Here is a 13,557-nt window from a genome sequence, read left to right as displayed (position 1 = left end):
GACAAGGCGCCGCTGCTCATCGTCAGCCACCGCGCAAACCGTCGCCGGGGCTGCTGACGACTTTCTGGCCGGCGCGATTGACCAGGTTCTTCCGGGCTGTCTATACTTCAGACGCTGTGGTTTGCCCATTCCTCATCGCCAGTCCAAGCCCATGAGCGAGTACCAATACTACGAATTCCAGGCCATCGACCGGCCGCTCACCGCTGCCGAAATGAGCGAGTTGCGCTCGATCTCGACACGGGCGCGCATCACGCCGACGAGTTTTGTCAACGAGTACTCCTGGGGCGACTTCAAAGGTCAGCCGGACGTGTGGATGGAGCGCTACTTCGACGCCTTCCTCTACCTCGCCAACTGGGGCTCGCACCGCCTGAAACTGCGCCTGCCGCCGCGCCTGCTGAATCCGGCGAGCGCCCTGACATACTTCGGCAGCGACAGCGCTTTCGTCAATGTGAAATCCGGCAAGCTCATCCTCTCGTTCGCCTCCGACGAAGAGGAGGGTGGCGAATGGGTGGAAGGCGAGGGCCGGCTTTCGTCGCTGATCTCCGTACGGGCCGAGCTGGCGCGCGGCGATCTGCGGGCGCTCTACCTCGGCTGGCTGCTGCGGGTGCAAGCGGGCGAGATCGACCACAAGGAACCGGAACCGCCGGTGCCGCCGGGCCTTGGCCAGCTCAGTGCCTCGCTGGTCAGTCTGGCCGAGTTCCTGCGCATTGACGATGATCTGCTGCATGTCGCCGCCAAGGCGAGTTCGCCGCTCTCGGACCTTGTGCTCGATCGCGACGAGTTTCTTGTCTGGGTTGGCACGCTTGCCGCCCCGGAAAAAGACGAGCTGCTCACGAGACTCGTCATCGAGTCGGAGCAAGTCGCTGTCACGGAGCTGCAGCAACGCTTCCGCCAGCAGCGCGGCGCCGCTGGGTCAGGGCCCGTGACCACGGGCAGGACAGTCGGGCAACTGCTCGCGGCTGCCAAGGCGCACGCGCAGCAGAGGAGACGCATCGAGACCGAGAAGCGGGCCGAGGAGAAGATGCGGCGCGAGCGGGAGGAGGCAGTCGCCAGGGAGAAACATCTGGACAGTCTCGTCGGCCGCGAGGCCAGGCTATGGGCCGAAATCGACGCGCTCGTCGCCACCACGCAGGCGGCGGGCTACGATCAGGCCCTGCGGCACCTGGTCGACCTGCGAGACCTCGATGCGCGCAGCAGAGGCGGCGACTTTCGGCTGCGCATCGCGTCACTACGTCAGGTGCACGCGCGCAAACTCGCCTTCATCAGACGGCTCGACAAGGCGGGCTTGTGATGGACTGGGACGAAAAAAAGGCACCGCCAGGGCGATGCCTTTCTTCTGTGAGCAGTCAGCTTAGAAGCCAGCGCCCTTGATCGACTTCAGACCCTTGTAGACGGCCTTGCTGCCCAGTTGCTCCTCTATGCGCAGCAACTGATTGTACTTGCAGATGCGGTCGGTACGCGACAGCGAACCGGTCTTGATCTGGCCGGCGCCGGTACCGACGGCCAGGTCGGCGATGAAGGAGTCTTCGGTTTCGCCGGAACGGTGCGACGAGATGACGCCGTAGCCCGCCTTCTGCGCCATCTTGATGGCGTCGAGAGTCTCGGTCACCGTGCCGATCTGGTTGACCTTGATGAGGATCGCATTGGCCGCCTTCATGTCGATGCCCTGCTTGAGGCGAACCGGGTTGGTGACGAAGAAGTCGTCGCCGACGATCTGAACCTTGTCGCCGAGCGCCTTGGTGAGCTTGACGTAGCCTTCCCAGTCGCTCTGGTCGAGACCATCCTCGATCGAGACGATCGGGTACTTCTTGCACCAGTCCGTGTACACCGCGATCATCTCGTCGTCGGTGAACAGCTTGTCAGGATTCGACTTCCAGAACTTGTAGCCCTTGCGGCCACCCTCGTCGAAGAGTTCGGAAGACGCGCAGTCAAGGGCGATGGCGATCTGCTTGCCGGGCTTGTAGCCAGCGGCGACGATCGCCTGCATGACAACTTCGAGGGATTCGTCGTTGGTCAGGTTGGGGGCGAAGCCACCTTCGTCACCGACGGCGGTGACGTGGCCGCCCTTCTTCAGGATCGCCTTCAGCGCATGGAAGACTTCGGTAATCCATTGCAGGCCTTGCGAGAAGGACTCGGCGCCCACCGGCATGATCATGAATTCCTGAAAGTCGATCAGGTTGTCGGCATGCTTGCCACCGTTGATGATGTTCGCCATGGGCGTCGGCAAGGCGAAATCGCGGTTCTTGTGAATCTTGCCGATGTACTTCCAGAGCGGCATCTTGCTGACGTTGGCGCCCGCCAGGGTAATCGCCATCGACGCTCCCAGGATGGCGTTCGCACCCAGGTTGGACTTGTTGGGCGTGCCATCCAGCGCGATCATGGCTTCGTCGAGTTCACGCTGGTTGAGCGGGTTCTTGCCCTTGAGGAGCTTGGCGATCTGGGTATTGACGGCGCCAACAGCCTTCAGAACGCCCTTGCCGAGGTAAACCTTCTTGTCGCCATCGCGCAGTTCGCACGCTTCGAATTCGCCGGTCGACGCCCCCGACGGTACGGCGGCACGCGCCATGAAACCGTTGTCGAGGGTAACGTCGACCTCGATGGTCGGGTTGCCGCGCGAGTCGAGGATCTGGCGACCGACGACCTTGGTAATCTTGACGAATTCAGGGGTGGCGACAGGTGCCACCTCTTCGGTTTGTTCAGCTTTCGGGGTCTTCTTTGCTTTTTCGGCTTTTGCCATGATCGAGCTCCGTGGGAGTGGTTTGGAGGAAACGTCGCGGGAAACTGCTGCGGTCGATCATACCGAATTCGGATGACACGGTGCAATGCCTACAGGCCCGGAAAGGGAACTTGTGCCAAGAAATATGCGAGCCACCCGGATGCCGCTCGCGAACCATGCGACATGGGCGAGAAACGATCTCGCCGGAACCTGCGACGGTGAGGTGAATGGACGCCCATCACCCGGCTGGCGTTCGATCAGGCGTGCGGTCCCGGCAGCAGCTTCTTGAGTTGGTGAATGGCGTCGTCGACGTAGGTGAAGACGACCGGAACGACCAGCAGGCTGAGGAAGGTCGAGGTGATCAGCCCGCCGATGACGACGATCGCCATCGGTGCGCGGAAGCTCGGATCGGTGCCCAGGCCGATGGCGATCGGCAGCATGCCGGCGCCCATCGCGACGGTCGTCATGACGATCGGCCGGGCACGCTTGCGGCAGGCGTCGAGCAGTGCGCTCCAGCGGTCCAGCCCGTGCTCGCGGCGGGCGAGGATGACGTAGTCGATGAGCAGGATCGAGTTCTTGGTGGCGATTCCCATCAGCATGATCAGGCCGATCATCGACGGCATCGACACGGCGGTCTGCGTGACGAAGAGCGCCAGGAAGGCGCCGGGCACCGAGAGGATCAGCGCGGCCAGAATGGTGGCCGGCTGCACGAAATCCCTGAGCAGCAGCACCAGCACGATATAGATACAGAGGACGCCGGTGAGCATCGCCAGACCGAAGCTCTGGAAGAGTTCGCCCATCGCTTCGGCGTCACCGACCGTCGTCTGCAGGATGCCGGCAGGCAGGTGCTTCAGGCTCGGCAGGGCGAGCGCCAGCTTCTCCACTTCGCCGAGCGGTTGCTGGTTCAGTTCGATCTCGAAGTTGATGTTGCGCAGGCGGTCGTAGCGGTCGATCTCGGCCGGTCCGCCGGAGAGGTTCAGGCTGGCGACGGCTCCTATCATCACCGGGCCGTTCTTGCCGGGCACGGTCAGACGTTCGAGCAGGCTCAAGTCCTCACGCGCTTCTTGCGGCAGCTTGACGACGATGGGGATCTGGCGCTGCGCCAGATTGAGCTTGGCCAGACTCTGGTCGTAGTCGCCGGCGGTGGCGATGCGCAGCACGTCGGCGATCGCCGCCGAGGTCACGCCGAGATCGGCGGCGGCCGCAAAATCCGGGCGGACGACGAGTTCCGGACGGACCAGGCTGGCGGTGCTGGTGATGGCGCCGATACCCGGCAGGGTGCGCAGTTCGCGTTCGACGGTGCGGGCATGTTCGGTGAGCAGCGGGCCGTTCTCGCTGGCCAGCACCAGCACGTACTTCTCGCTCGAGCCACCGAGGCCGACCCTGACCTGGACGCCTGGCAACACCTCCAGGGCCTCGCGCAACTGCCGCTCGACATCCTGCTTCCGAACGCCCCGACGCTCCGCGCGCGGCGTCATATTGATGGTCAGCGTCGCCTTGCGCGCCTCGGCGGCGCCGCGCGGCGCAAACGGATCGCTGCCGGTGGCGCCGCCGCCGATGGCGGTATAGACCAACTTGACATGCGGGTTGGTTTCGACGACGCGGCGGGCCGTTTCCGCGGCGGCGAAGGTCTCCTTGAAGGTGCTGCCCGGCTGCAGCGAGAGGTAGACCTGGGTCTGCGAGAGGTCGTCCGGCGGGATGAAGCCGGTCGACAGGAGCGGCACCAGCGCGAAGGAACCGAAGAAGAAACAGACCGTGGCGAGTACGGTCTTCAGCCGGTGCCGCAGGCACCAGGCAGCCCAGCCGGTGTAGATTTCCAGCCAGCGCGCTTCGCCGTGCTCACTCCTCGGCGGGCGCAGGAGGTAGGCGGCCATCATTGGCGTCAGCATGCGCGCGACGACCAGCGAGAAGAAGACGGCAATCGCTGCCGTCCACCCGAAGTGAACGAAGAACTTGCCGGCTACGCCACTCATGAAGGCGGTCGGCAGAAAGACGGCGATCAGCGCGAAGGTCGTGGCGATGACGGCCATGCCGATTTCGTCGGCGGCTTCCATCGCCGCCTGATAGGGCGTCTTGCCCATGCGCAGGTGGCGCATGATGTTCTCGATCTCGACGATGGCGTCGTCCACGAGAATGCCGACCACCAGCGACAGCGAAAGCAGGGTGACGACGTTGAGCGTGAAACCCAACAGGTGCATCGCCGCGAAGGTCGGGATCATCGACAGCGGCAGCGCCGTCGCGGAAACGAAGGTGGCCCGCCAGTCGCGCAGGAAAAGCCAGACGACGATGACGGCAAGAACGGCACCTTCGATCAACAGCCACATCGATCCCTCGAAGTTCTCGACGACCGGGTCGACGAAATTGAAGGCTTCGGTGATGTCGATGTCGGAATGCGTGGTCTGCAGTGTCGCCAGGGCGAGGCGCACGCCGTCGGCGACATCGACTTCGCCGGCACCGCGGGCGCGCACGATTTCGAAGCCGACGACCGGCTTGCCGTTGAGCAAGGCCGCCGATCGTTGTTCGGCGACCGTATCGGTCACCGTCGCCAGTTGGTTGAGGCGCACCCGGCGACCGTCCGTGAGAGCGATTTCAATCGCGCCAAGCTCTTCGGCACTGCGGACGGTAGCGATGGTTCGCACGGCCTGTTCGGCGCCGCCGACGTCGGCGCGGCCGCCTGAACCCTCCTGCTGAATCTGTCGCAGTTGGCGGGAGATATCGGCTGCCGTCGCGCGCAGCGCGAGCAGACGCGCCGGATCGACCTCGATGCGGATCTCGCGGCTGACGCCTCCGACGCGGGTTACGGCGCCGACACCGCGGACATTCAGAAGGGTCTTGGTGACGGTGTTATCGACGAACCACGACAGAGCCTCGTCGTCCATCCGGCTTGCTGCCACGGTGTAAGTGAGAATCGGCGCCCCGGCCAGACTGACTCGGGAAATCACTGGATCCTTGAGGTCGCCCGGGAGGTCGGAGCGAATGCGGGAGACGGCGTCGCGAACGTCGTCGACCGCTTCCTGTGTCGGCTTCTCGAGACGGAATTCGACGGTGACGGTCGCTGTACCATCCTGCACCTTGGTATAGATGTGCTTGACGCCCTGCACGGTGGCGACGGAATTCTCGATCTTGCGTGCCACCTCGGTTTCCATTTGCGCCGGCGCGGCGCCGGGCAGAGTGGCACTGACCGTCACCGTTGGCAGGTCGACGTCCGGGAACTGCTGGATCTTCATGGCCTTGAAGGACATCACGCCGAACAGGGTGAGCATGACGAACAGCAACACCGCCGGAATCGGGTTGCGTATCGACCAGGAGGAGACGTTCATGGCTGCTGATCGGCGGCGACGATGCGCACGCTGTCGCCGTCGGCGAGGAAGCCGCCGCCGCTGGCGACGACCTGTGCCGAGGGATCGAGTCCGCTGGTGATCTCGATCCGATCGCCGCGGCGGCGGCCGGTGGTGACATTCGCTTGCGTCACCTTGAGCAGCGCGTTACCTGCCGGCTGACTGGCGGACTCGACGCGGAACACGTAGGCAAAGCCCTCGCGCAGGTGCACCGCCGATTGCGGCAAGGTCAGCGCCGGGCGCTGCCCGAGTTCGAACTGGCCGCTGGTGAACATGCCGGCGCTCAAGGTCCGGGCAGCCTGCAGGGGGAGATCGACATAGACCAGTCCGTTACGGGTTTCCGGATCCACGGTTGGCGCGACACTGCGAACACGGCCGGTAACGCTGACGCCGTTCGGACTCTCCACGCGTGCCGCCAGGCCAGGTGTGAAGTGTCCGAGTTCGGCAGCCGTGACTTCGGCCCGCCACTCCAGGCGCCCACCGCGAATCAGGCGAAACAGTTCCTCTCCCGGCTGTGTCAGCGAACCGACGGTCGCGCCGCGGGCGGAGACGATGCCATCATCGGGCGAAAGGACTACGGCCTTCGAGCGGCGCAATTCGGCGGATTGCTGCCGCGCTCTCGCCGCGTTCAGGCGGGCGAGCGCGGTCGCCGCCGCGGTCTGGCTCTGGATGCCCTGCTGCGGGCTGTAGAAACCCTGCTCCCGCAACTGCCGCGCGCGCTCGTTGTTGGCGCGCGCCTCGGCCAGCGTCGCTTCGGCTTCAGCGACGCTGGCGCGGGCTTCCGACAGTTCGCTGTCCACCGCGTCGCTGGCAATGCGGGCCAGAACGTCACCTCTCTTGACCTCGTCGCCGATGCTGGCGCGGACCTCGGTAATGCGGTAATTGCTCAGTTCGGCGCCGATGACCGCTTCCTGCCAGGCGGCGACGTTGCCGCCGGCGGCAAGGGTCAGCGGCCAGTCGAGCAGTTGCGGGGTCGCTGTGGTGGCGGTGAGGGCCGGCTTGGTGGCGGGGCTTGCCTGGGACGACGCCGCTTTTTCCTGGCAGCCCGGGAGGGCGAGTGCGGTGAAGGCCGCCAACAGCAATACGGTGGTCTTGTTCATTCTTCGTTTTCAGACGGATGGTCGGCAGGGAAGGAGTCGCGAGGCGCTGGCCCCCCGCCTATTGTCGCCGAACTTCACGCGTTTGGTGTTTCCGCGACCGACGCCGATCGTCAGGAGGATGGCTTCCTGGGGACGCTCTCCGCCGTGGTGTCGAAACCGCAGGGCCCGGCGGACGAAGCACCGGGAGCAACGTCCAAAAAAATCCGTGCCCGGACCATGGGTGCGAACTTCGGCGCAATGCTATAGACTCGACGCCGGCGTGGATCATGGGCAGGAGATTCACGGTTACTCACTCACCGGAGACCAGGAAATGGAGGAGGTATTGAAATGAACGATGAACAACTGGGAGCAAGCGGGGCCTCACCGCCGGCGGCTGCGCTGCCGCTTGTCGGCCGGGAGGACCGGCGCACCGGGCTGGGCGTGGACGCGCTGAAGCGTGCCCTGCTCGACAAGCTGGTGTATGTGCAGGCCCGTTTCCCCGCTGTGGCGACGCGCCGCGACTGCTTCCATGCGCTCGCGCAGGCAGTGCGTGACCGTCTGCTGCAACGCTGGGTGCAGACCGCCCGCACCTACCGCGAACGTGGCAGTCGTACCGTCTGCTACATGTCCGCCGAGTTCCTGATCGGTCCGCAACTCGGCAACAACCTGATCAATCTCGGCATCCACGAGACCGCCCGGCAAGCCTTGAGCGAGCTCGGGCTCGATCTCGATTCGCTGCTCGATGAGGAAGGTGAGCCTGGCCTCGGCAACGGTGGCCTTGGGCGCCTGGCGGCGTGCTACCTCGATTCGCTGGCCACCCTCGAGATTCCCGCCATCGGCTATGGAATTCGCTACGAGTTCGGTATTTTCACGCAGACGATCCGGGATGGCTGGCAGGTCGAACTGACCGACAAATGGTTGCGTGCGGGCAGTCCATGGCTGATCCATCGTCCGAACATTGCTTTTGACATCAAGCTCGGTGGCCATACCGAACATCAGTACGAGGCTACCGGTAGTCGTCGCTTGCGCGTCCAGTGGGTCCCCGGAAAACTCGTGCGCGGTACCGCCTGGGACATGCCCATCCTTGGCTATGGCGTGAACACGCCCAATCGGCTCAGGCTGTGGGCGGCAGAGGCGCCGGAGGAGTTCGACTTCGCAGCGTTCAACGCCGGTAACTACGATGAGTCGGTCAATGCACAGATCTCGTCGGAGACAATTACCAAGGTACTGTACCCGAACGATGAACAGGAAGCGGGCCAGATACTTCGGCTCGAACAGCAATACTTCTTCGTTTCCTGCTCGCTGCAGGACATGATTCGCCTGCAACTGCAGCGCGAGAAGAATCTCGATCACTTTCACGAAAAGTTCGTCGTCCAGCTCAACGATACGCATCCGTCGATTGCCGTGGCCGAGTTGATGCGCCTGCTGGTTGACGAATACGGCATGGAATGGGCCCAGGCCTGGTCGATTACGCGCAAGACGTTTGCCTACACCAATCACACGCTATTGCCCGAGGCGCTCGAGAAATGGCGGCTGCCGCTGTTCCAGCGCGTGCTGCCGCGGCATTTCGAGATCATCTGCGAGATCAACGAGCGTTTCCTCGACGATGTGCGAATTCATTTTCCGGGCGATGATGCCAGGCTTCGGCGGATGTCGCTGATCGACGAGGATGGGCCACGCTATGTGCGCATGGCACATCTGGCAGTCGCCGGCAGCTTCGCCGTCAATGGCGTGGCGGCACTGCACACCGAGTTGCTGAAGTCTGATGTCCTGAGGGACTTCTACGAGATGTGGCCGGAAAAGTTCACCAACAAGACCAACGGCGTGACACCGCGCCGCTTCGTGCTCCTGTCGAATCCGACGATGTCGGCCCTCATCGACGAAACGATTGGCAGCGGCTGGCCGAAGGACATGGCGCGCTTGCGCGAACTCGAACCGTTTGCCGACGATCCGGCCTTCCGTGAGGCCTGGCGCAAAGTCAAGACAGGGAACAAGAACCGGCTCGTCGGCGAGATCAAACGCGTGGCCTTCGTGGATGCCGATCCGGCGTCGATGTTCGACGTTCAGGTCAAACGCATCCATGAGTACAAGCGGCAGCACTTGAACCTGCTGCACGTCGTGTCGCTGTACAAACGCCTGAAGGACAATCCTAACCTCGAGGTGGCGCCGCGCACGGTGATCTTCGGCGGCAAGGCGGCGCCGGGTTACTTCATGGCCAAGCTGATGATCAGGCTGGTCACCGCCGTTGCCGATGTGATTGGTCGCGATCCAGCCATGCGCGGCAAGCTGCAGGTCGTCTTCGTGCCGAACTACAACGTCAAGAACGCGCACCTCATCTTTCCGGGATCCGACCTGTCCGAACAAATCTCGCTTGCCGGCAAGGAGGCCTCGGGGACGGGCAACATGAAGTTCCAGATGAACGGCGCGCTGACCATCGGCACGCTCGACGGCGCCAACGTCGAGATCCGCGAAGAGGTCGGCGACGAGAACTTCTTCCTGTTCGGAATGACCACCCCCGAGGTCAAGGAAGTCCGGCGCTTGGGTTACCGACCCCGTACCTACTACGAAACGAACCCGCACTTGCGTGAAGTGATCGACCTGATCGACTCCGGTTTCTTCACCAAGGGGGATCGCGACGTCTTCAGGCCGATGATCGATCACCTGCTCAATCACGACGAGTACATGCTGCTTGCCGACTTCCAGTCGTATATCGACTGTCAGGCCAGGGTGTCGGCCGCTTATCTCGACCGCGAGCACTGGTCGCGCATGTCCATTCTCAACGTGGCGCGTTCGGGATTCTTCTCGTCCGATCGGGCCATCCGCGAGTACTGCGAGGAAATCTGGAAAGTGAAGCCGGTACGCATCGAGCTCACCGAACTCTCCGCCGAGGACATGCAGTTCAGGCGCGCCACCGCGGGAGCCGGGTAAAGCAGGGCGGGGGGAGCCTTCCCCCCGTCATTGCTCCCCGAGGACCTGCCTCGGCCGGGGTGGGGTCGGTCGCTCCACCCGGCAAGGTGCTTGCGCACCTTGCCGGGTGACCTCCTACCAGCGACGGATCTTGATGATGTGCGCCATTTTGGTGCTCGGGCTGAGTTCGACGTAAGCCGTCGGCCCGCGCCAGCGGTAGCGTTCGTCGGAAAGCAGGTCGTGCGCCTGGTATTGCTCGTCCTCGTCGATGCCGAAGGTGGCGAGTGGCACATGCAGCGTCGTGTAGTGTTTGTGGAAGGGGTCGAGGTTGACAATGCAGACGATGATGTCCGACCTGTCCTCGGTCATCTTGGCGTAGGCGATGATCTTCGGGTTGTCGGTGGTCAGGAACAGCACATTGTTGTACGTCTGCAGGGCGGGCGAATCGTGGCGGATGTTGTTGATCAACGTGATGATCTGCACGATGTGTCCGGGTGCCTTCCAGTCGCGCACCTTGATCTCGTATTTCTCGGAGTCGAGGTATTCCTCCTTGCCGGGAATCGCCTGGTTTTCACATAGTTCGTAGCCACTGTAGATGCCGTAGACGCTGGACAGTGTTGCCGCCAGAACAGCCCGGATGATGAATGCCGGCCGGCCACCGTACTGGAGGATAGGCGGCAGGATATCCGGCGTGTTGGCGAAGAAGTTGCCGGTGAAGTACTCCTTCATTTCGCCGCTGGTCAGCTCGTTGACATAGTCAGTGAGCTCCTGCTTCTCGTTGCGCCACGTAAAGTAGGTGTAGGACTGGGCGAAGCCTACCTTCGCCAGTAGTCGCATCATCTTCGGCTTGGTGAACGCCTCGGCCAGGAAGATGACTTCCGGGTGTTGCCGGTGGACTTCGCCGATCACCCATTCCCAGAACGGCACCGGCTTGGTGTGCGGGTTGTCGACGCGGAACGTGGTGACGCCCTTGCCGACCCAGAACAGGAAGATCTTGAGCATTTCCTGCCAGAGCCCGGCGCGATCGCTGGTGCCGAAGTTCAGCGGATAGACGTCCTGGTACTTCTTCGGCGGGTTTTCGGCGTACTTGAACGACCCGTCGGGACGATGGAAAAACCAGTCCGGGTGCTCGCTGACGTAGGGATGGTCCGGCGAGCAATTCATGACGTAATCGAGGGCAATCTCGATCTCCAGCTCGCGACAGGTGGCGACGAACTGATCCCAGTCGTCCCACGTTCCGAGCTGCGGCTCGAGCGCCATGTGGCCGCCATGCTCGTTGCCGATTGCCCACGGACTGCCGACATCGCCGGGTATGGACACCAGACTGTTGTTCTTGCCCTTGCGGAAGCTGACACCGATAGGGTGAATGGGTGGTAGGTAGACGACGTCGAAGCCCATCGCGTGGATTGCGCGCAGGCGACGAATACAGTCCTGCAGCGTGCCATGCCGGTACGGCACGGTGCCCTGCGAGCGCGGAAAGAACTCGTACCACGACGCAAAACGCGTGATCGGCCGATTGACCATGATTTTCAGCGCCGGCGCCAGTTCGTAGCCCTCGCTGCGATCTGGATATCTGGCCATCATGCTGCGCATGACGGTACCGATCCCCATGTCGATGGCACCTTGCTGCTCGCCCGCGGCGAGTGCGCTCTCCATGGCGGCGATGATACCGTTCATGCGCGTGCGGTCACCGCCCGCCGCCGCCGCCGCCGCCGACTTCTTGAGAATCACCAGTCCCTCGAGCAACTCGCTGCTCAAAGTGGCACCGCCTACGTTCTTCTTGGTGATCTCGTCCACCCATGACAGGTAGCGCTCGGCGTAGCCCTCGATGGTGTACTCCCAGCGACCCACTGCGGTAACCGTGAACTCGCCCTGCCAGCGGTCGTTGTCGCCCTGGGTCATCGGGCTTTCCTGCCACTTCTTCTCGCCGACCTTGCGCACCTTGAGCACAGCCGCCAGCTTGTCGTGGCCTTCCTTGTAGATGTCGGCGCTGACGGCAACCTTCTCGCCGACGACGCGTTTGATGGGGAAGCGACCGCCGTCGACTTGCGGTTCGACCGCTTCGATGATCACACGTGGGTAGTCTTGGGGAACCATTATGCTGCTCCTAAATACTGAACCGGCGAGGCCGGAAGAAAACAGTCAAACCTGATCTGAAGCGGCCCTCGCGGGACGCCACAGTGCCACCCGCTCGCCGCGCGGCGACCGCCGTGCCGTGCAGCGAAGGCGTGCAGGGGGGTCATTTCAGCAGCGAATCGTAGAGATCCTTCGTTTGCTGTGCAATGCTCGCCCAACTGAAGACGTCGCGCGCACGCTTCTGGCCGGCGGCGGCCATCGCGTCGGCCAGTTGCGGGTCGTCGAGCACCTTGTTGATGGCCGCAGCCAGGTCACGCGAGAAGACGTCGGGGTCAACCGGTTCGAAGGGTGCCACGTGCAGCTGCTCGAGTGGCACGAGGTAGCCGGTGACGCCGTCGATGACGACCTCCTTGATGCCGCCGACAGCGCTTGCGACGACTGCCGTGCGGCAGGCCATGGCCTCCAGGTTGATGATGCCGAAGGGCTCGTAGATCGACGGGCAACAAAAGACGGTGGCATGCGAATAGAGCTGGATGGCCTCGTCCTTGGTCACCATCTCCTGAATCCAGATGACGTTCTTGCAGCCTTCCTGGCGCACATGCTTGACCGCCGCTTCCATTTCGGCGAGAACCTCTTTGGTATCGGGAGCTCCGGCGCAGAGGACTACCTGCGCGTCCGGGTTGATGTACTTCACCGCGTTCACCAGATGAACGATTCCCTTCTGACGAGTGATCCGGCCGACGAAGAGGACGATTGGCTTGTTCGGATCAACGCCGTACTTGTCGAGTGCGGCGGTCTCGTCGGTGGGGTGGTACTGGTCGACGTTGATACCGTTGTAGATCACGGTGATCTTGGCCGGGTCGATGTCGAAATGCTCCAGGATGTCGTCCTTGGTTCCCTGCGATACGGCGATTACGGCATCTGCCAGGCCGAGCGAGGTACGCTCGATCCATGACGACATGTCGTAGCCGCAACCGAGTTGCTCGCGCTTCCACGGCCGCAAGGGCTCCAGCGAGTGCACCGTATGCACGAGCGGAATGCCGTAGAGAGTCTTCGCCAGGATGCCGCCGAGGTGTGCATACCAGGTGTGCACATGCACCAGGTCGGCGTCGACCTGCTCGCTCAGCGTTTCGAGGTTGGTTTCGAAAGTGTCGAGTGCGCCGCTGAGCTTCTTGTCAACGTGTGCGAAGCTGCCCTTGCCGAAGGGAAAGCCCTTGACCCGAACACCTTCGTTTACAGTGTCCTGATCGCCAAAGCAGCGGACTTCGACATGCATCAGTTTGGCGAGTTCGCCGGCCAGATACTCGACGTGAACACCGGCTCCGCCGTAGACATAGGGAGGGTATTCTCGCGTGAATAGGAGTACTTTCATCGAGGCACTTTCTAAGCTGTGGTTGTGGGGTGGGACGCGCTCCTCGCGCGTCTTCCGAAGGCCCTGCCA

General features: G+C 63.0%; 7 protein-coding genes. 2 read left to right on the top strand and 5 right to left on the bottom strand.

The features are described 5' to 3' along the window. Positions 1 to 151: 151 nt before the first annotated feature. On the top strand, positions 152 to 1,291 hold the full coding sequence (locus tag CAP2UW1_RS13295; protein ID WP_015767138.1) for a hypothetical protein: 1,140 nt from the start codon (positions 152 to 154) through the stop codon (positions 1,289 to 1,291). 60 nt (positions 1,292 to 1,351) lie between these two features. On the opposite strand, the gene eno is transcribed toward CAP2UW1_RS13295, so the two are convergent. The 3 genes from eno to CAP2UW1_RS13280 form a co-directional block, all read right to left on the bottom strand. Further along, entirely contained in the window at positions 1,352 to 2,737 is a 1,386-nt protein-coding gene (gene eno / locus CAP2UW1_RS13290; protein ID WP_081444174.1) for a phosphopyruvate hydratase, read from the bottom strand. A 236-nt stretch (positions 2,738 to 2,973) separates the two neighbouring features. Beyond that, complete coding sequence (locus tag CAP2UW1_RS13285; RefSeq protein WP_015767136.1) at positions 2,974 to 6,036, bottom strand: efflux RND transporter permease subunit; 3,063 nt, start codon at positions 6,034 to 6,036, stop codon at positions 2,974 to 2,976. Continuing rightward, a complete protein-coding gene (locus CAP2UW1_RS13280; RefSeq protein ID WP_015767135.1) occupies positions 6,033 to 7,154 on the bottom strand; it encodes an efflux RND transporter periplasmic adaptor subunit in 1,122 nt (373 codons plus the stop codon). Before CAP2UW1_RS13280 ends, CAP2UW1_RS13285 begins: the two co-directional genes overlap by 4 nt. Positions 7,155 to 7,481: 327 nt before the next feature. Between CAP2UW1_RS13280 and CAP2UW1_RS13275 the strand changes: the two genes are divergently transcribed. Beyond that, positions 7,482 to 10,061, top strand: coding sequence for a glycogen/starch/alpha-glucan phosphorylase (locus CAP2UW1_RS13275; protein ID WP_015767134.1), 2,580 nt, complete (start codon positions 7,482 to 7,484; stop codon positions 10,059 to 10,061). A gap of 114 nt (positions 10,062 to 10,175) precedes the next feature. Here the strand turns inward: CAP2UW1_RS13275 and CAP2UW1_RS13270 are convergent, their stop codons facing one another. Together CAP2UW1_RS13270 and glgA are read right to left on the bottom strand one after the other, a co-directional pair. Further along, positions 10,176 to 12,137, bottom strand: coding sequence for an alpha-1,4-glucan--maltose-1-phosphate maltosyltransferase (locus tag CAP2UW1_RS13270; RefSeq protein ID WP_015767133.1), 1,962 nt, complete (start codon positions 12,135 to 12,137; stop codon positions 10,176 to 10,178). A 142-nt stretch (positions 12,138 to 12,279) separates the two neighbouring features. Continuing rightward, entirely contained in the window at positions 12,280 to 13,488 is a 1,209-nt protein-coding gene (glgA, locus tag CAP2UW1_RS13265; protein WP_015767132.1) for a glycogen synthase, read from the bottom strand. Between the last annotated feature and the right edge of the window lie 69 nt (positions 13,489 to 13,557).

This window comes from Candidatus Accumulibacter phosphatis (assembly GCF_000024165.1).
In the GTDB taxonomy this organism is placed as follows: Bacteria; Pseudomonadota; Gammaproteobacteria; order Burkholderiales; family Rhodocyclaceae; genus Accumulibacter; species Accumulibacter phosphatis.
Note: the sequence above shows the minus strand (reverse complement) of the source record. Positions and strands in the feature narration are given on the sequence as shown.